The sequence below is a fragment of the Hydrobacter penzbergensis genome, assembly GCF_900106985.1.
GTDB lineage: Bacteria > Bacteroidota > Bacteroidia > Chitinophagales > Chitinophagaceae > Sediminibacterium > Sediminibacterium magnilacihabitans.
This window is the reverse complement of record NZ_FNNO01000024.1, coordinates 14,193-34,016: the sequence shown is the minus strand read 5'-3', so window position 1 is coordinate 34,016 and position 19,824 is coordinate 14,193. Positions and strand designations below refer to the sequence as shown.

Here is a 19,824-nt window from a genome sequence, read left to right as displayed (position 1 = left end):
ACGTGTTTTGGTTGGTTTGGTCACTTACCTAGACAACGACACAACATTTTTTGCTTCATTGATTATCAAATATTTTTCAATAGCACAACGCGTTATTTATAAGCATCATTAAGTTGCCTGACGTACACTCCAATTACTTGTTGTTTACTTACGGGAACATTTCCAAAACTTGGTAACAGCCGAGAAAAATGAAGATAATGTAAAAAATATTGAAGCTCTCCGTAACCGCAATGTTTCGCCATCTCAATTAATTGAGAAATATCCTTGCTGATTTCAAGCTTGGTCTTACTAATTGCCCTTTTTTTGGGTGTAACGATCATTTAAATCGCAGCTAACACTTGTGTTTGCGAAACTTAAAATACAAAACTTTCACAAATGTGCCAAAGTAGCATGATTTGCGATGTGGTAACGGCGCTGGAAGAGGAGTGGAAAAACAAACAATGAGGCACTAACTGGTGAAGAGTTTAAATAATGTAACTGCTATGGCCTGCTTCCGACAAAAATTAAACATCAGAAAAAGCGAAGCAAAGATAACGGCTGCCTCCACGAACCAAAAGGGTCGGCATAAACACAGGGCCGGCACACAAGGCCAGCATTTATTCCGCTTCCTTTTGGTGTCTTGCCCACGCTCGGCCGTTGATGGATGGCTTTCTTTTTTCTCCTTTTTTCTTTTGAAGCGTTAATTTTTATCTACCCTTTTTTGAATTTCTAGCATGGCATCCTCAACCTGCTTACCGGGATAGCGCTTTTTGAAAAACGCAGCAAAATCATCCTTTACACTAGGTTGCTCCCACTCTCTTACCGTAAAGCAAGTAAATGGCGTAGACTTGGGCTTTTCGGCAAATGCATATAATGGCAAGTAGGGAGGGGCGTAATAAAAAGAATTTTCGATTAGCGTATTGTAGGTCTTGTCATTAAAAGCACTCTTCATGTCACGTACAATGTCGTATGCCTTGCAATTACCAGCGCCTTTTTTAATGGTATCCGCCAGAGCTGGCAGGCCCTCATCATGCAGAAAGGTAAACAGATAATCCAGGAAATCAGCTTCCATTAAATCCAATAAATCCCGGCAGTAAAAAGCGTATTCCTTTTTAAAAAGTTCTAACGAAAAATTATCCCTGTTCTTTCCAATGATGAATTCAATGAGTGCTTCTTCTTTTTTGATGATTTCCTTAATATCCGGCGTAAAAACCTGGCCCGCAAGCCGGATGGCATATTTCGGTTTTGAAAACAAGTCGAAATAATAGCTTTTGAAAATAATAGGGATGCGGTCAAAAATCACCTGGACATACAGGGGATGCATAAGCCTGGTATGGAACTGGCTCTTTTTCAACCGCTCGTTAAAGTAGGTTTTATAAGTAACTTTATATTCTTTGTTGGTTTTCTCCATTGATGCTTATTTAACTGGGGTTGATGCCTTAAATAGCCGAAACATCAAAATGTATCAAATACAGTCAAATTACGGAAAAAAATACGCTCCCCACGCTTTGATGAGGGCAGCTATTTTTTAAAAAAGTTATGCCAAAATATTGTTTTGGCATAACAAATATTCGTATATTAGTGGACTGATTGAATTGCTTACACAGGACGTGTGAGGTAAAGGACAAAGTGAGGAGATGTAAGATGGAGAAGATTCAACCTGAAAAGGTAATAGAAATATTGCGCCAGAAAGGTGTGGAAGTAACATTGGAGCAGGCCAAACTAATACTGGCTTTCCTCAGAAAATTGGCTGACATTGCCGTAACTCAATATTTAAAGAAATGAAAACAGCAGATTTGTATATCCGGGTGAGCACGGATGAACAGGCAGACAAAGGTTATTCCCAAAGAAACCAGGAGGAAACCTTACGGAAGTATTGCCAGATAAGTGGACTGCAAATCCGAAAGGTGATTTATGAAGATCGTTCTGCCAAAACATTTAACCGTCCCCGGTGGAATGAACTTTTACAGGACTTAAAGAAAAGGCGGGGAAAATCAGACCTGCTTTTATTTACCAAATGGGACAGGTTCAGCCGGAATGCCGGTGATGCTTACCAGATGATTAATATCCTTCGCAAGCTTGGTATTGAGCCGCAGGCAGTAGAACAGCCTTTAGACTTATCTATTCCTGAAAATAAAATGATGCTGGCTTTTTACCTGGCTGCCCCGGAAGTAGAGAACGACCGCCGGGCATTAAATGTGTTCTTTGGCATGCGGCGGGCAAAGAAGGAAGGCCGCTGGATGGGAACTGCGCCGGTAGGATATACCAACAAAACTGATGACCATGGCCGCAAATACATTGCACCCATAGAGCCCGAAGCCTCGATTATTAAATGGGCATTCCAGGAGTTAGCGAACGGTCATTTCGCTGCTGACCAAATAAGAAAGGAGGCCAACAACCGAGGATTAATATGCAGCCGCAGTAATTTTTGGAATGCTATCCGCAGCCCGGTTTATTGCGGTAAAATCCCTATAACCTCTTACAAAGACGAAGAAACTACCGCAGTACAAGGCCAGCATGAAGCGATTATTTCCGAAGCACTTTTTTATGAAGCGCAGGAAGTTTTGCTGGGAAGAAAAAGAAAAGAAAGACCTGCTACACAAATAACGGTAGATGAACAAATGCCCTTGCGAGGCTTTCTTATTTGCCCGAAGTGTGGCCGGATGTTAACCGGCAGTGCATCCAAAGGCCGGCATAATCATTACTATTATTATCACTGTAGTTCTCCATGCGGTTGCAGGTTCAGGACAGAAAATGCCAATAGTCTTTTTGTGCGGGAGTTGAAGAAATATGCACCTAATCCCGGCATGAGCGACATATATGTTATCACACTTAAAGAATCTTATTACGAACAAACCCGGAGCCAACAAAGTGATAGAAAACAAATTTTTTCGCAAATAGATGAACTGAATTACCGGCTGAAAAATGCAAGAGAGTTGGTCGCCGATCAGAAACTTGACCCGGAAGATTACCGGGAATTAAAGTTGGATTGTGCCAATAAAATCACCGTGCTGGAAGCAAAACTGGCGGGTTCTTTCCAGGCAGAAAAGAGTATTGATGGATTATTAAATCAGGCCATCAGTAACCTTTGCAGGTTGGATACTTTATATGAAGAGGGAACAGTTACACAGAAGCGTCAAATCATTGGTTCGATATATCCCGAAAAACTCGTTTTTGACGGATTTCAATATCGAACCGCTAGATTGAATGAAGCCGTCCGGCTGATATACAGGCTGGGAGAGGGTTTCAGCGAAATAAAAAACCGGAAAAGCAACAAGAATTTGTGCCTTTCCGGTGAAGTAGCCCGTACGGGAATCGAACCCGTCTTTCCTCCGTGAAAGGGAGATGTCCTAGCCGATAGACGAACGGGCCGTCTATTTTTTCAATCGGGACGCAAAAATAGGATGGGAAGGGGGGATAACAAAATTTTTTTTGTCTTTTATTTGTTGACGGCCCGGAATGCCCGTGGCGCCTGCATTTGGATCCCGGTTGCATTAATTAATTTTAAAGACTTTCTCAATCCCGATAATCACGTAAATTCGCATCTCATTTTAGCATTTATACCAATCATTAAACCAATTATTCATGAGTACAGTTAAAGTTGCCATTAACGGATTCGGGCGTATCGGCCGTTTGGTGTTTCGCCAAATCTATAATATGAAAGGAATCGAAGTGGTTGCTATCAACGATTTGACAAGTCCCAAAGTATTAGCTCATTTATTGAAATACGACAGTGCGCAAGGCCGTTTTGATGCTACCGTTACTTCTACAGAAGACGCCATCGTAGTAAACGGTGAAACCGTAAAAATATACGCACAGAGAGATCCCGCACAAATTCCCTGGGGTTCACATGGTGTAGACGTGGTGATTGAGTCAACCGGATTTTTTACCGATAAAGCCAAAGCGGAAGCACACCTCACAGCCGGCGCCAAGCGCGTAGTGATCTCTGCCCCCGCTACCGGTGACCTGAAAACCGTAGTATTCAACGTAAACCACAATATCCTCGACGGCAGCGAAACCATCATTTCCTGCGCATCCTGTACTACCAACTGCCTGGCGCCGATGGCCAAAGTAATGAACGACCAGTATGGCATCGTGGCTGGTTTCATGACTACCATCCACGCTTATACCAACGACCAGAATACCCTCGATGCACCCCATGCCAAAGGCGACCTGCGCCGCGCAAGGGCTGCAGCAGCCAATATCGTTCCCAACAGTACCGGAGCGGCTAAAGCCATCGGACTGGTACTGCCAGAACTGAAAGGTAAACTCGACGGAGCTGCGCAGCGTGTGCCTACCATCACCGGTTCACTCACAGAACTGACTACCATCCTCACTAAAAAAGTAACGGCCGAAGAAGTAAATGCCGCTATGAAAGCCGCCAGCAACGAAAGCTTCGGTTATACTGAAGACGAGATCGTTAGCTCGGATGTGATTGGTATGCACTTCGGTTCTTTGTACGATGGTACACAAACCAAAGTGATCACCGTTGGCGATACACAACTGGTGAAGACCGTTAGCTGGTACGATAACGAAATGAGTTATGTAAGTCAGCTGGTGCGTACTGTTAAGTATTTCGCCGGTCTGATCAGCAAATAAAAAAGACAAGAAAAAAAATGCCGGACGCTGATCCGGCATTTTTAGTTTGCATACACTATTAATAAACACTACCATGAGCCGTTTTACCCATCACTCTTTCGCCGGACAAAAAGCGTTGATCCGCGTAGATTTCAATGTACCCCTGAACGCCAATTTCGAGATCACCGATGATACGAGGATAAGGGCCACCATTCCCACCATCCAAAAAATATTGAACGATGGCGGAAGCGTGATCTTAATGAGTCACCTCGGACGCCCGAAAGACGGCCCAACAGAAAAATACTCGCTGAAGCACCTGGTTGCTCATTTGCAGGAATTATTGAGCAAAGCCACAGGCCACGCGGTACCTGTTCATTTTGCAGATGATTGTATTGGCGAAAGCGCCATACAGGCTGCTGCTGCCCTGAAGCCAGGCGAAGTGTTGCTGCTTGAGAACCTCCGCTTTTACAAAGAGGAAGAAAAAGGCGATCCTGCCTTTGCAGAAAAATTGAGCAAACTGGGTGATGTATACGTGAATGATGCATTCGGTACCGCACACAGGGCGCATGCTTCCACAGCCGTGATCGCGCAATTCTTTCCTGCCGATAAAAAAATGTTCGGACTGGTGATGGAAGGTGAAGTGTCCAGCGCGGAGAAAGTATTGCACCAGGCATCCAAACCCTTTACGGCCATTATTGGCGGAGCGAAAGTGAGTGATAAGATACTGATCCTGGAGAACCTCCTGGAGCGCGCCACAGACATCATCATCGGAGGCGGCATGGCCTATACTTTCATGAAAGCGCAGGGAGGAAATATCGGTAACTCACTCTGCGAGGAAGACCGCCTGCAAACGGCGCTCGACCTGCTGAAGAAAGCCGAAGAAAAAGGCGTATGCATTCACCTGCCATCCGATTCTGTGATCGCCGATAAATTTGCAGCCGATGCCAATACTTCCACCGCTCCCAGCAACCAGATCCCCGATGGCTGGATGGGATTGGATATCGCAGAAAATGCCTGTGAGCAATTCAGCAACTGCATCAAACGTTCAAAGACCATTTTGTGGAACGGACCCATGGGTGTATTTGAAATGGAAAAGTTCCAGCATGGTACCAAAACCATTGCTACTGCAGTGGCAAACGCTACACAGAATGGCGCTTTCTCACTGGTAGGCGGAGGCGATAGCGTAGCCGCCGTGAACCAGTTCGGCTTTACAGATAAAGTAAGCTATGTATCTACAGGAGGCGGCGCCCTGCTGGAATATTTTGAGGGAAAAGTACTCCCGGGAATAGCGGCGATAAAACAAGGGTAATTCGACAATTCGGCAATTTGTCAATGTGCCAATGAAATGATCTTATGGCCGAATATCACTTTTTCATTGTCGAATTGTCAAATTATCGAATTACCGAATTGTATAAAAGCGTAATTTCAAAACAAAATCAAGTCAAATGAGTACAAAAAGTCTTACCCTGATTGTTATTGCAGCATTGGTATTGATACTGGGCGGATGTGGCTGTCGCGGTTACAATGGCCTGGTAGTTCAGGATGAAACCGTGAATAAAGCATGGAATAACGTACAAAGCGATTACCAGCGTCGTGCCGACCTGATCCCTAACCTGGTGAATACAGTAAAAGGAGAAGCCAATTTTGAGCAGACCACTTTGCAGAATGTGATACAGGCCAGGGCCAGCGCTACACAGATAAAAGTAGATCCTAAAGACCTCACTCCTGAAAAATTACAACAGTTCCAACAAGCACAAGGTCAACTTTCACAAGCCCTCGGACGTTTGCTGATGGTGAGCGAGAATTATCCCAACCTGCGCGCCAATGATGCATTTCGCGGATTACAGGCGCAACTGGAAGGAACCGAGAACAGAATCAAAGTATCCCGCAACGATTTCAACCAGGCAGTGGCCGATTACAATGTGAAAGCCCGTTCTTTTCCGATGAATATTTTGGCCGGTATGTTTGGCTTTAAAACCAAGGAAGGATTCAAGGCAGAAGCCGGTGCAGAAAAAGCGCCTGAAGTAAAATTCTAACCGCGATACATGTTGCGATTATTCAGTAAAAGACCCGACCGTTATTTTTCTGCCGAAGAGAAGCAGCGCATCGTTGCAGCCATCCAGCATGCAGAACGCAGGACCAGTGGCGAACTGCGGGTATTCATCGAAAGCCGCTGTCGTTTTGTTGACCCTTTGCGGAGGGCGCATGAAATATTCGGCGGACTGAAAATGTACGAGACGGCGGCGCGTAATGCTGTGCTGGTCTATATTGCCATGAAAGACCGGCAACTGGCGGTCTTCGGCGATGAAGGTATCCACCAGCGCGTGGGGTCTGCTTTCTGGAACCAGGAAGTACAACAAATGCTGCAGCATTTTAATAAGAACAACTACACAGAAGGCATCGTTCAGATCGTTACGGAAATAGGAGAAGCGCTCGCGCAGCATTTCCCTTACGATGAGCAAACAGACAAGAACGAGCTGCCCGACGATATTGTATTCGGAAAATAAATTAAGGGCCCCGCCAGCTTGTGCAGGCGGGGCTCTTTAACGAACAACCATGAAGCGGATCGTATTTTTACTCCTGGCGGTATTGGGGATGCATACCCTGATGGCGCAGAACATACTTCCTAAACCCAACCCGCCGAGGCTGGTGAACGATGCTGCCGGTGTGTTGTCGCCTGAACAGCGCGATATACTGGAGCAGAAACTGGTGGCGCTGGATGATAGCAGCTCCAACCAGATCACTGTGGTGTTGGTTAAAACACTGAGCGATTACCCAATAGAAGATTACGCCGTAAAACTTTTCCGTGATTGGGGCATCGGCAATAAGAAAACCAATAATGGGGTATTGCTGATTGCAGCCATCGACGATCACAAAGTACGTATTGAAGTAGGATATGGTCTGGAAGGCGCTATCCCGGATATCGTTAGCGCCAGCATCATCCGCAATGATATCGCTCCCAATTTCCGCGATGGTAATTATTATCGCGGCATCGACCAGGCCACCAACTCCATTGCAAAAGCAGCAGTGGGCGAATACAAAGTAAAACGCGAACGGCAGAGTAGCGGTGGCACCAGCGCTAAATCGATCTTTACTTTCATTATCATACTGATAGTGGTATTGGTAATACTGGGCCGTGGCGGCGGAGGTGGCGGTGGTATGGTGAGCCGGCGCGGTTATGGCGATATTGCACAAACTATTTTCTGGTCATCCCTCCTGAGTGGCGGCGGTCGCGGTGGCGGAGGCGGCTGGGGTGGAGGTGACAGTGGCGGCGGTGGCTTCGGCGGTTTCGGCGGCGGAAGCAGCGGCGGCGGCGGCGCCAGCGGTGGCTGGTAATTTTTTCAACGAACTAAGATTGCTTATTATGAAAATGAACAAATTGTTGTTGCTCACTTTGTTGTTGGCAACATGCGTACGCATCATCCATGCACAACCTCCTCATGGATACAAATGGACCAAAGATGGCAACGGTTATTTCGCGGCAGAAAACGGAGAGATCGTTCGGTACGAATTGCCTGCTTTCATCAAAACAGTCATCGCTTCGAAAGAAAAATTAACGCCTGCCGGTGAGAATAATCCCATCAGCATCCGCAATTTTTTCTTCTCCAACGACAATACCCAGGTACTGATCTATAACAACAGCAAGAAAGTATGGCGCTACGATACCCGTGGCGATTACTGGATACTGAACCTTACAACCGGCAGCCTGAAAAAAATGGGCAAGCAATTCCCGGCTTCTTCCCTCATGTTCGCCAAATTTTCTCCCGATGGTAAGAAGCTCGCCTATGTAAGTAATTACAATATTTATGTAGAAGATATTACTACCGGTAAAGTCACTGCACTCACCAGTGGCGGTACGCGTAAAAAGATCAACGGCACGTTCGACTGGGCCTATGAAGAAGAATTCTTTTGCAGGGATGGATTCCGGTGGAGTCCCGATGGCCGTAAGATCGCTTACTGGCAAATAGATGCTTCCCGCACCAAGGATTACCTGATGATCAACAATACCGATTCTATCTATCCTTTTGTGAAGCCGGTTGAATATCCGGTTGCAGGTGAAGCGCCTTCTCCTTTCAGGATTGGTGTAGCAGATATTAGCACTGCCAACACCAAATGGATGAACATCCCTACAGACCCGGTATTGCAATCTTATGTTCCGCGGATGGAATGGGCAGCTAACAGCCATGAATTGATTGTGCAACACCTGAACCGCAAACAAAACGAATCAAACCTGCTGGTTTGCAATATTGCTACGGGTGCATCCAATGCGGTCTACAGTGAAAAGGAAAAAACATGGATCGATATACTGCCTTTATGGGATGATGATTATGCTTACGGTGGATGGGACTGGCTCAACAATGGCAAGGAATTCCTGTGGGCAAGCGAAAAAGACGGATGGCGCCACCTGTACCGCGTTAGTCGCGATGGACAAAAAGAAACATTGGTTACAAAAGGTAATTATGATGTGATGGACATCAGCTCCATCGATGAGCCAAGCGGGTATGTTTATTTTTTTGCTTCACCCGATAACGCCACACAGAAATATTTGTATCGCACCAAACTCGACGGTACCGGAACAGCAGAGCGATTGACGCCCATGAACCAGCCGGGTACACACGATTATGAAGTGTCGCCAACGGGGCATTTTGCCATACATTCATTCTCCAATTATTATACAAGGCCTGTTGAAGAATGGGTATCATTGCCCGATCACAAAGCATTCAATGGAGACAATGTAAACAATGCACTGGCAAAGGCAAGTTCCACTCAATCAAATCTCAATTTCTTCAAAGTGAAGACTTCGGAAGGGGTGGAGATGGATGCCTGGATGGTAAAGCCCAGCCATTTTGATTCTACCAAAAAATACCCCGTTGTATTTTATGTGTATACAGAGCCGTGGGGACAAAACGTAAAAGACCAATACGGTGTTGGCCATAATTTCCTGTTCAATGGAAACATGTCCGAAGAAGGATATATCTATATTTCAATCGATAACCGCGGAACGCCTGTACCCAAAGGGAGGGACTGGCGTAAATCTGTGTACCAGAAAATCGGACAGGTCAATATCCGCGACCAGGCGCTGGCAGCAAAAGAGATACTCAAATGGCCTTTTACAGACACTTCGCGTGTGGCCGTATGGGGCTGGAGCGGCGGCGGTTCGGCCACACTCAACCTGATGTTCCAGTATCCCGAAATTTATAAAACAGGTATTGCGGTAGCCGGTGTAGGCAATCAACTCACTTACGACAATATTTACCAGGAACGTTACATGGGATTGCCGCAGGAGAACAGGGAAGACTTTGTGAACGGCTCACCCATTACACATGCCAAAAACCTGAAAGGACATTTGCTCTATATCCATGGTACGGGCGACGACAACGTGCATTACAACAATGCAGAAATGCTGATCAATGAATTGATTGCAAATGGCAAACAGTTCCAACTGATGAGTTACCCCAACCGGTCACACGGTATTTTTGAAGGCAAGGGAACTACTGCGCATCTTTCGCATTTGTACACCGATTACCTGCGCATGTATTGCCCGCCGGGGCCCGGCGCCCGCTGATCAGTTGTGCTGCTTGGTGAACATGTTTTTCTTCACATCATACCATACCTGGTCGAGGCTCCGGCCGTCATCCACCCAGGTAGAAAGATACTGTCGCATGTTCTCGTACTGGTTGCGTGATGCAGTGGCAAAAAAGTCTTTGATGAAGCGATTGTCCTGTTCAAGGGCCCCCTCACCGTATAATTCCCTCACGGCGAGCTCGCGTTCATGATCTTTCTGAATGGTTTCTTTCTCGAGTTCTTCGCGTAAGCGCACTTTTTCATCGTAAGTGCCGGTAGGCAACAATGTTTTTGCGATCACCGGCATGAGCTCGATCAGCATCAACAATGCTACGAGCAGGTAATAACGGAATGCTACGGCCGGATTATCTTTCACCAGGTGGTTGAGCGCTTCAATGCGCGTGATGAAGCCGTCGTTTAACAATGCTTCAAAAGCCTGTTGCTCTTTTTGAACAGTAACATCGATGGCATGCAGTGAACTATCAACCATGCGGAGTCGCGGCCTTAGCTGTCCTTGCATTTGCTGGTATTCAATATCCAGTTTCTGGTATTCATCCTGCTTGGCCTTTGCCACATCTTTCAATCCGGGTCTTTTACTTCCGCCTGTACCATCGGTTTCGGCAATGAATATCTGCCTGGCCTGGCTCACTTCACCATATTTTGTGGAGAGTTGTTGTTCCAGCTCATTTTTAGAGCGCAGCAGATCGGCACGCGATGCCTGGTACACCGAGTCCTGGCGCATGCGCTTTTCTTTTTTCCGGTGCTCATTATCCAGCGAAGTCTGTACATGGATCTCTTTATCGAACAGGTAAAGCAGGGCAGGCTGTGCCATGAAAACACCAATAGTCACTGCCAGCAGGCCACGGAAAACCAGGGGAATGAACTTGCGTTTGTTACTGCGGGTGATACCCTTGATCAGGGCCCTGTCTATGGAAAGGATGATGCAACCCATAAAAAAGCCCAGGAAACAAGCGATTGGCAGGTTAGGGGTAACGGTGCTGAAAAAATAGGTCCAGGCAAAAGTGGCAAATAACCAGGTGCCCATCACGCTCATACCTATAATGGCGTAACGGTTGCGGTCGATCATGCAATCCCTGATCAATTCTTCTTCGGCTGTTGCCAACCACCATAAAAAACGGTTCCATCTGCTGGGGGCACCCATACCCCTATGTACATACGCAGCAGGACTGGTCTTTTCCTTCATAATTACAATTTGGAGCAGAAAAACGGCTGAAGTAGGGGGAATACCTGGTTGGAGTCGGAACGGTAAAGGAACGATTTTAAACCGGTACGGCCCGTAGAAAAAGCTGTTTTAAAGCTATTTTAACGGAATATAATACTGAAAACCCCCAGTTTTCGATCCATGCCCTACCTTTGCCGCTCAATAAAAGTTTCTATGAAGACGGATAAGAATACGGTCATTGGATTCATCTTGCTGGGAGTCCTGTTTTTTATTTTTTTCTGGTACAATAACAAACAACAGGCCACATTATTGGAAGCCAGGAAAAAACAGGAAGATTCCCTTGCCCGTATTGCCGCCAGTCGCGTTAAACCGGAGGATAAAACCCTTGCGCGCATCGATTCCCTGAAGCGTGATTCTGCTTCCCGCATAGCGGCTGCAGGTGATTTTACCACGGCTGCTATTGGACAGGAACAGCTGGTGAGCGTGGAAAACGACGTGATCAAAGTAACTTTTACCACCAAAGGCGGGCAGGTAAAATCGGTAGAACTGAAAAATTACCATTCAGCCCAGGGCAGTCCCGTGGTGCTTTTCAACCAGAACCAACTGGGATATAATGTAAATACGGCGGCCAACCAATCGGCTTCCACAACCGGTTTATTCTTCACGCCTTCGGCTCCCGTAATCCAGGCCGATGGCAGCCAATCTATCAACTTCAGCATCAACGCCGCGAATGGCGAGAGCATCATACACCAGTTTGTGATCAGGAAAGGCGCTTATATGGTTGATTGGAATGTATCCCTGACCGGTGCAGATAAATTGCTGAGCCAGGGGCAATTCAACCTGCAATGGAACGGCGAAACTTTTCAGCAGGAAAGAACAGCCACTTATGAAAGGCAGATGTCGAACATCTGTTTTTCAGAAGGTAATGAGTTCGATTATATCTCTGCCAAAACGGAACGTAAGTTTGAAAAAAATGTACAATGGGTGAGCATGGTGCAACAGTTCTTCAATACCACGCTCGTGGCGAAGAACGGCTTCGGCAGTGGCGATGTACAATGGCAGCGCAAGACCGATTCCAGCAATGTACTGGCTACGGCGCAGATGAACCTGCAGGCCAAACTGCCGGTAACAGCATCGGTATCTGTACCGCTTCAATTATACTTTGGCCCCAGCGACTATTCGATCCTCAAACACCAGGCGCCTGAAATGGACCGTATTGTGAACCTGGGCCGTGACCTGTATTCTTTTGTAAGGCCCATCAACAAATTCATCATCATGCCCGTGTTCGATTTCTTTGCGGGTTTTGTGAAGAACTACGGATGGGTGGTATTGTTGCTCACTTTGTTCATCAGGCTGGTAACATCACCGCTTACTTACAGCAGTTACCTGAGCGGCGCCAAGATGAAAGTGTTGCGCCCCGAGCTGGATGTGATCAAAAAGAAATTCGGCAGCGACCAGCAGGGCTTTGCCATGGAACAAATGAAATTATTCCGCGAAGCGGGTGTGAACCCACTGGGTGGTTGTATCCCGGCTTTGCTGCAGATCCCCATCTTCTTTGCATTGTATAGTTTCTTCAATTCCAATATTGCGCTGCGCGGACAATCCTTCCTCTGGAGCCAGGACCTTTCTTCTTATGATGTGATAGCCAAACTGCCGTTCAGCATCCCGATGGGATTCGGAGATCATATCAGTTTGTTCACTATTACAGCCGTAATAACGAGCTTCCTGATCTCTATTTACAATATGAGCATGACGCCAACACAGGATAATCCGATGATGAAGTACATGCCGTATATTTTCCCTTTCATGCTGCTGTTCATCTTCAACAGGTTGCCTTCAGCGCTGACCTGGTATTATACGGTATCCAACCTCATCACGCTGGGACTGCAGTTCGTGATCCAGAATTATATCATCAACCATGATAAGATACTGGCCAAGATCGAAGAAAAGCGTAAGGCGCCCAAGACCAAAAGCAAATGGCAGGATCGCTATGAGCAGATGATGGAAAGCCAGAAAAAGTTGCAGGACCTGAAAGAGAAGAACCAGCGACGCAATAACTGAGTTTTTTTGGCATAGATTTGATGGTACTATTCAAAACAGAATGGCCATGCGCGCTTATGTTTCATTAATAGGTTTATTGTTGTTCTCCGCAGTGCTGTATGCACAACAACGGGTGGTGGCGGATTGTACCGTTACCTACCGCGTTAACCTGGAAGAAAAGGGTGGCGATAAAGATGTTACCGAATCGTTCGGCGCTACAACAAAAACAGTGTATATCCGTGGCAATAACAGCCGGGTAGACCTGGTAAGTCCTGCTTTCAAACAATCCCTGCTGTACGATAAAACAGTTGCCAGTGCGGTGATATTGCGTGAGTTCGGCAATCACAAACTCATGACCAAACTGAATCACGACCAATGGATCGCTGTCAATAAAAAAATGTACGACAGCATGACCATCGCCTATTCCGGTGAGACCAAGAATATACTCGGCTTCGAGTGTAAAAAGGCTGTATTGCGTTTGAAAAACGGCACCACATTCAGCCTGTATTATGCCACTAATATTATTCCTTCTGTGCGAGAGTTTCAATACGAGTTCAAAGACATACCGGGTTTTGTGCTGGAGTATGAGTCGATGGAAGGAGAGAACAAGAAAATCACGTATACAGCTACGAAAGTGAACATAAGTCCTGTGCCGGTATCAAAATTCGAGATACCTACTTCGGGTTACAGGATCATCAATTGAATTAGTGGTGCTCGGGAGGAGCAGGGGTTTTGAATTTGGGAACCCTTACCTTGAACTTATAAGGATAGATATAAGTAGTATTCCCATTGTCAAATTTGAGCATGGAACTCACTTCTCCGCCTTCGGTGAGGACTTCGCTTACTGATGAATGCATGAGTTGTGTTCCTTTGAACTGCATGCTGGATTTGAGGGAAGAATAAGAAAGCGCTGAAAGGGATTTATGAGACGATACGGCATTCACATTCTTCAGCGAGTACTTGCTGTTGTTCTTGGTACCGCCTTTTTCGTCAGTAATGCCGGTAAATGAAAAGGCAGCAAATGCTATCTTAACGCCCAGTGTTAGGACGAATGCAATAGCAACTGTTTTAATATGTTTTTGCCCTTTCATTAACACAAATCTAAATAAATTTAACAAAATTACAAATTAAGCTTCTGTTAGCTAAACGTTAAGGGATTAAAAAAGTTACCCGAAACTTGGAAAAAGCTGATTTTTGTACTAAATTGGGTAAACCAATAGACAGATGAGAGAAAACCCGTATCGTGAAGACCGAGAGGAACTGAAGGAGCTATTGAGACAATACCAGAATCTGAAACAGGGCCGTAGCCATAGTTTCCTTGAAGAAGAGGCTTTTGAACGTATTATAGATTATTTTGATGATAAAGATAATCTTCCTGAAGCACTTGAAGCGGCCGAGGCCGGCCTGGAACAATTTCCCTATTCTTCCCAGTTGATGATCAAAAAGGCAGATTTGCTGCTGGCTACCCGTAAATACCGGGAGGCGCTCGATGTGCTGGAAATGGCGGAATTATACGACAGCAGCGATATCAACCTCTATATCCTCAAAACAGATGCTTACCTCGCGCTCGACCAGCAAGCCAAAGCCGTGGAACTGCTCGAATCGGCCCTGCGCCTTTTTGAGGGGGAAGAGCGGCTCGACCTGCTCTTTGAGCTGGCCGATGTGTACGACGATTATGAAGAGTTCGATAAAGTATTCGATTGCCTCAAACTGATACTGGAAGAAGAGCCCAATAATGAAGAGGCGCTGTACAAGATCTGTTTCTGGACAGATTTTACCGGCCGCAATGAAGAAAGCATACGCCTGCACCAACAGATCATCGAAGATTATCCGTTCAGCGAGCTGGCCTGGTTCAACCTGGCGGCGGCTTACCAGGGATTGAAACTCTATGAAAAAGCCATTGATGCATACCAGTATGCGGTGGCCATCGATGAAAAGTTCGACTATGCTTACCGCAACATGGGCGATGCCTACCTGCGGTTGAGAAAATACAAGGAAGCCATTGAAGTGCTGGAAAAAGTGCTGGAACTAACGCGCCCCGAAGATGTGATCTACGAAGCCATCGGCCATTGCTATCACCGCATGGGCAATTATGCGCAGGCGCGTTTTCATTACAAGAAAGCGGTGCACCTGAACCCCGATGACAGCAAGCTGCACTATAAGATAGCCGTTACTTATATGTTGGAACAACAGTGGCAGAGCGCTGTGAAGCAACTGGAGAATGCCATGCGCATTCACCGCTCGGTACCGGAATACAACCTGGCCATGGGAGAATGCAAGATGAACCTCAACCAGTTCAAGGATGCCATACAATATTTCGGAGCAGTAGTGCGCTATAAAACCAAGAATGTGGCCGGATGGGAAGCATTGATCCGTTGCCTGATCAAAGCGGAATTTTACGATGAAGCGATGGAGCAATGCATGGCGGCATCGAAAGCCACAGAAGGCAAACCGGTATTCCTGTTTTATCACAGCGCCGTTCTTTTCATCATGGGCAAGAGCAAAGAAGCCCTGGTGAAACTGGAAACAGCAATGGAAAAAGCGCCCAGGCTCCTGAAAAAATTTGTAGAGATCAACCCGTCCATATTGCAAAACAACCACGTAGTTGATATAGTAGCTCGCTACAAGAAGGGCAAAAAAATATAGACTCCTTCCCGCTGCACATGTACGATTAGCCTATTTTTGCACCCGACAAGAAAACGAATAAGAGCATGAATTTTAATCTGACGCAGATCCCTGCCCGTACGCAGCAACCCCGGAATTCAGGTATAACAATGGTAATGGACAAAGGACTCAGCATCACGGAAGTCCATAATTTTATGAGCGTGTCGGGTCCGCATGTGGATATCGTCAAACTGGGCTTCGGCACTTCATTCGTTACCCCCAAACTCCGTGAGAAGATCGAAGCATACAAATCATACAACGTGCCCATTTATTTTGGTGGCACTTTATTCGAAGCTTTCCTGGTGAGAAACCAGTTCAATGATTATATCGCAGTGTGTAAGGACTATGGAGTGGATTATATGGAAGTGAGTGATGGCTCCATCACCATTCCGCATGCAGAGAAATGCGGCTATATTGAAAAACTGACACAGCACGGTACTGTATTGAGTGAAGTGGGAAGCAAAGACGCTGCGCATATCATTCCTCCTTATAAATGGATTGAACTGATGCGCGCCGAACTGGAAGCGGGCTCTTCTTACGTGATCGCTGAAGCGCGCGAAGCGGGTAATGTGGGTATCTACCGCGGATCGGGTGAAGTAAGGGAAGGTTTGGTGCAGGAAATACTCACACAGATACCGGAAGAAAAGATTCTTTGGGAAGCGCCGCAGAAAGCGCAGCAATTATACTTCCTGGAACTCATCGGCTGCAACGTAAACCTTGGAAATATTGCACCGCAAGAAGTGATCGCATTGGAAGCAATGCGTGTTGGATTGCGAGGAGATACGTTTGAACTTTACCTCGATAAAGCCTGATAACTATGCGCCGCTTTGGTTTGCTGGGATACCCGCTGTCACATTCTTTCTCGCAGCATTATTTCACCGGGAAGTTCAGCCGGGAAGGTATCCGCGATGCGGTCTATGAAAATTTTTCCCTGCCCCGGATCGAAGACCTGCATGCTGTATTGAAACAACACAGCGATCTGCGTGGATTCAATATTACCATTCCATATAAAAAACAGGTACTGGCTTTTCTATCAGGATCCACACCTGCCGTGCAACAAATGGGCGCTTGTAACTGCGTTAAGATCACCAACGGATCGTTGTTCGGTTATAACACCGATGTGGTGGGCTTCAAACAATCATTGCAGCCTTTTCTGAAACCTCATCACCGCCATGCATTGATATTGGGTACGGGGGGCGCTTCAGCTGCAGTAGAATTTGTATTGAAGGAACTGCACATCGATTACCGGTTTGTATCGAGAACAGCCGGAGACGATACCATGCGTTATGACGAGCTGGATGCATCGGTGCTTTCTTCGCATCACCTGGTCATTAACACTACGCCCTTGGGCATGTACCCCAAAACGGAAGAATATCCTGCTATCCCTTATCAATACCTCACACCGGATCATCATTTGTACGACCTGATCTATAACCCGGCAGAAACCCAATTTCTTGCTAAAGGCAAAGCGATGGGTGCCACCATTCAAAACGGACAGGAAATGCTGGTGCTGCAAGCCGAAGAGAGTTGGCGGATATGGAACAGTGCCGATTGACCCTGTTCATGATGCCTGTTCTTTGAGGAAGGCGATGAGTTGTGCGACGGCTTTTTTGCGATGGCTGAATTTATTCTTTTCTTCCACGCTCATTTCTGCAAAGGTTTTGTCGGCGCCATCCGGCACGAAAATAGGATCATACCCAAAACCTTCCCCGCCTTTGCACACATCGATGATGTGTCCTTCACAAATGCCTTCAAACTGGTATTCCTTGTTTTGAAAAATGAGGGAGATCACGGTACGGAACCGCGCATTCCGTTGATTGATGCCCTGCATGTTCAATAACAGTTTGTCGATATTCTGCTGGAAGCTTCTGCTCTCACCGGCATACCGGGCGCTCTTTACGCCGGGTTCACCGTTCAGCGCATATACTTCCAGCCCGGAATCTTCGCTGAAACAATCTTTACCGGTCATCCGGTGAATGGTTTGCGATTTTTCCGTGGCGTTCGCTTCAAGGGTATCGTGCGGTTCGGGGATATCGATGTCAATACCCGCCTCCTGCAATGTGATGATCGCAAAACCTTCTCCCAATACAGAACGGACTTCATTCACCTTGTTTTGATTATTGGTAGCAAAAATGATCGGAGGCATCATAACTGGAATATCTTTTTCAGGCTGAGCCAGAGTTTGGTTTTTTCCAGCTTCGCTTCCTTGCTTTCGCCCAACATGGTTTGCAGGGAGGGGGCCGACAGGAACTGGCACTGGTCGTATAGCTGCACCTGGTAATGCGGAATGGTAAAAGGTAATTGGAGCTGCTGCAGGTTCACATCAAAGGCCAGCAATACCACAGGTTGCAGGTGGCTTTTGAGGAAAGAAAACAATACGGGCTCCTGGTGCCTGTTGATGATGGCTACGTCGCCCAGGTTCAATTTACAGGCCGATAGTATGCTGGAAAGGAATTGCAGCGATTCATCGTTCAGGTAAACGGCCCCGGCATCGTTGACAATGATGGCGATGTGTTTACCATTATTGCCGAGGTACCATTGTTTCGGCGGAACTGCGGGCGCCGCAGGCAGGGGTTGTGCTACCGGAGATGTGCTATCTTTTGCTAATGTATTTGCCGGAGAAATGGCATCTCCGGTAATTACCAGGCTGTTTTTATACAGTCCGGCCAGCACAAAATCAGGTAACCGCTGCTCCATTAACGATTGTTAGTTTTTATTTTTTTCGTTTCTTTGCAGCAAATATAGAAACTATGACAGCAGCACCCGAGATAAACGTTACGAAAGTGGAAACGAGCAGGTTGAAAAGCATGAGCCTGGAAAATTTACCTTTTGGTCGTGTCTTTACCGACCACATGCTGGAGGCGGATTATGAAAACGGAGAGTGGAAGAATGTGGAAATTAAACCGTATCAACCGCTGCTGTTCGAACCTTCACTGGCTGCCTTTCATTACGGACAAGCCATTTTTGAAGGCATCAAAGCATACAGGAACGAAGAAGGAGAAGCTTTCATCTTCCGTCCTTACGATAATTTTACACGATTCAATCTTTCAGCAGAACGCATGTGCATGCCGGTTGTGCCGGAAGAAATTTTCATAGAAGGCATGCGCCAGTTGATAGACCTGGATAAGAGCTGGATACCCGCTAAAAAGGATCACTCTTTATACATCAGGCCTTTCATGATCGCAACAGATTCTATGCTGGGAGTGAGACCTTCTGAAACATACAAGTTCCTGATCATACTCAGTCCCACCGGCCCTTATTTCGCTGCTCCCATGAAGATCAGTGTGGAAGAAAGGTACACGCGTGCTGCTCCCGGCGGTGTGGGCTTCTCCAAAAATGCCGGTAACTACGGCGGTAGCATGATGGCAGCCAAACAAGCCAACAAATCAGGATACGACCAGGTATTATGGACCGATGCTTTCGAGCACAAGTGGTTGCAGGAAGTAGGTATGATGAATGTGTTTTTCCTGATCAATGGTGTAGCAGTAACACCTTCACTGGAAGAAGGTACGATCCTGAAAGGTGTTACAAGAGACAGCGTTGCTACATTGTTACAGGAATCAGGTATCAAAGTAGAAGAACGCCGCATCAGCATCGATGAATTGATTGAGGCATACAAAGCCGGCCAGTTGCAGGAAGTATTCGGAACAGGAACGGCAGCTACTATTGCTTACATCAAAGAATTGAAATACAAAGACCATGTGATGCAGTTCGATCTGGACAAATGGAAAGTGGCGCCTGCTATCAGGAACCTGCTCAATGACATCAGGGATTGCCGCATAGCTGATACACACAACTGGATGTTTAAAATATAA

At 46.4% G+C, this 19,824-nt stretch carries 19 protein-coding genes and 1 tRNA gene; 14 read left to right on the top strand and 6 right to left on the bottom strand.

The features are described 5' to 3' along the window. Positions 1-679: 679 nt before the first annotated feature. A complete protein-coding gene (locus tag BLU98_RS17080) occupies positions 680-1,390 on the bottom strand; it encodes a hypothetical protein (protein WP_092727017.1) in 711 nt (236 codons plus the stop codon). A 233-nt stretch (positions 1,391-1,623) separates the two neighbouring features. Between BLU98_RS17080 and BLU98_RS17945 the strand changes: the two genes are divergently transcribed. Both BLU98_RS17945 and BLU98_RS18165 read left to right on the top strand, forming a co-directional pair. Next, positions 1,624-1,764: a hypothetical protein gene (locus BLU98_RS17945; protein WP_257575084.1), complete on the top strand. Its 141-nt coding sequence runs from the start codon at positions 1,624-1,626 to the stop codon at positions 1,762-1,764. Further along, positions 1,761-3,317, top strand: coding sequence for a recombinase family protein (locus BLU98_RS18165; protein WP_092727020.1), 1,557 nt, complete (start codon positions 1,761-1,763; stop codon positions 3,315-3,317). The genes BLU98_RS17945 and BLU98_RS18165 overlap by 4 nt, the downstream gene beginning before the upstream one ends. On the opposite strand, the gene BLU98_RS17070 is transcribed toward BLU98_RS18165, so the two are convergent. Further along, a tRNA-Glu gene (locus BLU98_RS17070) sits at positions 3,280-3,351 on the bottom strand. The two genes, BLU98_RS18165 and BLU98_RS17070, sit on opposite strands and share 38 nt — an antisense overlap. A gap of 213 nt (positions 3,352-3,564) precedes the next feature. On the opposite strand from BLU98_RS17070, the gene gap reads away from it, so the two are divergent. The 6 genes from gap (at position 3,565) to BLU98_RS17035 (ending at position 10,123) form a co-directional block, all read left to right on the top strand. Further along, positions 3,565-4,578, top strand: coding sequence for a type I glyceraldehyde-3-phosphate dehydrogenase (gene gap, locus BLU98_RS17060; protein WP_026767882.1), 1,014 nt, complete (start codon positions 3,565-3,567; stop codon positions 4,576-4,578). A 73-nt stretch (positions 4,579-4,651) separates the two neighbouring features. Then, positions 4,652-5,866, top strand: coding sequence for a phosphoglycerate kinase (locus BLU98_RS17055; protein ID WP_092727015.1), 1,215 nt, complete (start codon positions 4,652-4,654; stop codon positions 5,864-5,866). A gap of 136 nt (positions 5,867-6,002) precedes the next feature. Next, on the top strand, positions 6,003-6,593 hold the full coding sequence (locus tag BLU98_RS17050) for a LemA family protein (RefSeq protein WP_026767880.1): 591 nt from the start codon (positions 6,003-6,005) through the stop codon (positions 6,591-6,593). 9 nt (positions 6,594-6,602) lie between these two features. Beyond that, positions 6,603-7,064 (top strand): TPM domain-containing protein, encoded by a 462-nt coding sequence (locus BLU98_RS17045; protein ID WP_092727014.1) that lies wholly within the window; start codon positions 6,603-6,605, stop codon positions 7,062-7,064. Between the two features lie 49 nt (positions 7,065-7,113). Continuing rightward, positions 7,114-7,893: a TPM domain-containing protein gene (locus tag BLU98_RS17040; RefSeq protein ID WP_092727013.1), complete on the top strand. Its 780-nt coding sequence runs from the start codon at positions 7,114-7,116 to the stop codon at positions 7,891-7,893. Between the two features lie 28 nt (positions 7,894-7,921). Next, a complete protein-coding gene (locus BLU98_RS17035; RefSeq protein ID WP_092727012.1) occupies positions 7,922-10,123 on the top strand; it encodes a S9 family peptidase in 2,202 nt (733 codons plus the stop codon). On the opposite strand, the gene BLU98_RS17030 is transcribed toward BLU98_RS17035, so the two are convergent. Further along, positions 10,124-11,326 (bottom strand): DUF4407 domain-containing protein, encoded by a 1,203-nt coding sequence (locus BLU98_RS17030; RefSeq protein WP_092727011.1) that lies wholly within the window; start codon positions 11,324-11,326, stop codon positions 10,124-10,126. It lies immediately after the preceding gene. Positions 11,327-11,518: 192 nt separating this feature from the next. On the opposite strand from BLU98_RS17030, the gene yidC reads away from it, so the two are divergent. After that, positions 11,519-13,366, top strand: a complete 1,848-nt coding sequence (gene yidC / locus BLU98_RS17025; protein ID WP_092727010.1) for a membrane protein insertase YidC — start codon at positions 11,519-11,521, stop codon at positions 13,364-13,366. Positions 13,367-13,412: 46 nt separating this feature from the next. Next, the gene (locus tag BLU98_RS17020; RefSeq protein ID WP_139174004.1) at positions 13,413-14,048 is read left to right on the top strand and encodes a hypothetical protein; all 636 of its coding nucleotides are present in this window, start codon (positions 13,413-13,415) and stop codon (positions 14,046-14,048) included. A 1-nt stretch (position 14,049) separates the two neighbouring features. Here the strand turns inward: BLU98_RS17020 and BLU98_RS17015 are convergent, their stop codons facing one another. Then, entirely contained in the window at positions 14,050-14,436 is a 387-nt protein-coding gene (locus BLU98_RS17015) for a hypothetical protein (RefSeq protein WP_092727008.1), read from the bottom strand. A 133-nt stretch (positions 14,437-14,569) separates the two neighbouring features. Between BLU98_RS17015 and BLU98_RS17010 the strand changes: the two genes are divergently transcribed. From BLU98_RS17010 to BLU98_RS17000, 3 genes are all read left to right on the top strand, one after another. After that, positions 14,570-15,991 (top strand): tetratricopeptide repeat protein, encoded by a 1,422-nt coding sequence (locus tag BLU98_RS17010; RefSeq protein ID WP_092727007.1) that lies wholly within the window; start codon positions 14,570-14,572, stop codon positions 15,989-15,991. A gap of 65 nt (positions 15,992-16,056) precedes the next feature. Beyond that, positions 16,057-16,821 carry a phosphosulfolactate synthase gene (locus BLU98_RS17005; protein ID WP_092727006.1) on the top strand — a complete coding sequence of 255 codons (765 nt, stop codon included), beginning with the start codon at positions 16,057-16,059 and terminating at the stop codon, positions 16,819-16,821. Between the two features lie 5 nt (positions 16,822-16,826). After that, positions 16,827-17,564 (top strand): shikimate dehydrogenase family protein, encoded by a 738-nt coding sequence (locus BLU98_RS17000; protein ID WP_092727005.1) that lies wholly within the window; start codon positions 16,827-16,829, stop codon positions 17,562-17,564. Between the two features lie 6 nt (positions 17,565-17,570). Here the strand turns inward: BLU98_RS17000 and rdgB are convergent, their stop codons facing one another. Continuing rightward, positions 17,571-18,158: an RdgB/HAM1 family non-canonical purine NTP pyrophosphatase gene (rdgB, locus tag BLU98_RS16995; RefSeq protein ID WP_257575083.1), complete on the bottom strand. Its 588-nt coding sequence runs from the start codon at positions 18,156-18,158 to the stop codon at positions 17,571-17,573. Further along, on the bottom strand, positions 18,155-18,706 hold the full coding sequence (locus BLU98_RS16990; RefSeq protein WP_092727004.1) for a hypothetical protein: 552 nt from the start codon (positions 18,704-18,706) through the stop codon (positions 18,155-18,157). The genes rdgB and BLU98_RS16990 overlap by 4 nt, the downstream gene beginning before the upstream one ends. Positions 18,707-18,759: 53 nt before the next feature. Here BLU98_RS16990 and BLU98_RS16985 point away from each other — a divergent pair, with 53 nt between their 5' ends. Further along, positions 18,760-19,824, top strand: a complete 1,065-nt coding sequence (locus BLU98_RS16985; protein ID WP_092727003.1) for a branched-chain amino acid aminotransferase — start codon at positions 18,760-18,762, stop codon at positions 19,822-19,824.

Excerpts from the sequence above, each read along its gene's own strand:
- BLU98_RS17005 (WP_092727006.1), top strand. The coding sequence starts at position 16,057 with ATGAATTTTAATCTGACGCAGATCCCTGCCCGTACGCAGCAACCCCGG.
- BLU98_RS17040 (WP_092727013.1), top strand. The coding sequence starts at position 7,114 with ATGAAGCGGATCGTATTTTTACTCCTGGCGGTATTGGGGATGCATACC.
- BLU98_RS17055 (WP_092727015.1), top strand. The coding sequence starts at position 4,652 with ATGAGCCGTTTTACCCATCACTCTTTCGCCGGACAAAAAGCGTTGATC.
- BLU98_RS17045 (WP_092727014.1), top strand. The coding sequence starts at position 6,603 with ATGTTGCGATTATTCAGTAAAAGACCCGACCGTTATTTTTCTGCCGAA.
- rdgB (WP_257575083.1), bottom strand. The coding sequence starts at position 18,158 with ATGATGCCTCCGATCATTTTTGCTACCAATAATCAAAACAAGGTGAAT.
- BLU98_RS17035 (WP_092727012.1), top strand. The coding sequence starts at position 7,922 with ATGAAAATGAACAAATTGTTGTTGCTCACTTTGTTGTTGGCAACATGC.
- gap (WP_026767882.1), top strand. The coding sequence starts at position 3,565 with ATGAGTACAGTTAAAGTTGCCATTAACGGATTCGGGCGTATCGGCCGT.
- yidC (WP_092727010.1), top strand. The coding sequence starts at position 11,519 with ATGAAGACGGATAAGAATACGGTCATTGGATTCATCTTGCTGGGAGTC.
- BLU98_RS17000 (WP_092727005.1), top strand. The coding sequence starts at position 16,827 with ATGCGCCGCTTTGGTTTGCTGGGATACCCGCTGTCACATTCTTTCTCG.
- BLU98_RS16985 (WP_092727003.1), top strand. The coding sequence starts at position 18,760 with ATGACAGCAGCACCCGAGATAAACGTTACGAAAGTGGAAACGAGCAGG.
- BLU98_RS16990 (WP_092727004.1), bottom strand. The coding sequence starts at position 18,706 with ATGGAGCAGCGGTTACCTGATTTTGTGCTGGCCGGACTGTATAAAAAC.
- BLU98_RS18165 (WP_092727020.1), top strand. The coding sequence starts at position 1,761 with ATGAAAACAGCAGATTTGTATATCCGGGTGAGCACGGATGAACAGGCA.
- BLU98_RS17945 (WP_257575084.1), top strand. The coding sequence starts at position 1,624 with ATGGAGAAGATTCAACCTGAAAAGGTAATAGAAATATTGCGCCAGAAA.
- BLU98_RS17015 (WP_092727008.1), bottom strand. The coding sequence starts at position 14,436 with ATGAAAGGGCAAAAACATATTAAAACAGTTGCTATTGCATTCGTCCTA.
- BLU98_RS17050 (WP_026767880.1), top strand. The coding sequence starts at position 6,003 with ATGAGTACAAAAAGTCTTACCCTGATTGTTATTGCAGCATTGGTATTG.
- BLU98_RS17010 (WP_092727007.1), top strand. The coding sequence starts at position 14,570 with ATGAGAGAAAACCCGTATCGTGAAGACCGAGAGGAACTGAAGGAGCTA.
- BLU98_RS17080 (WP_092727017.1), bottom strand. The coding sequence starts at position 1,390 with ATGGAGAAAACCAACAAAGAATATAAAGTTACTTATAAAACCTACTTT.
- BLU98_RS17030 (WP_092727011.1), bottom strand. The coding sequence starts at position 11,326 with ATGAAGGAAAAGACCAGTCCTGCTGCGTATGTACATAGGGGTATGGGT.
- BLU98_RS17020 (WP_139174004.1), top strand. The coding sequence starts at position 13,413 with ATGCGCGCTTATGTTTCATTAATAGGTTTATTGTTGTTCTCCGCAGTG.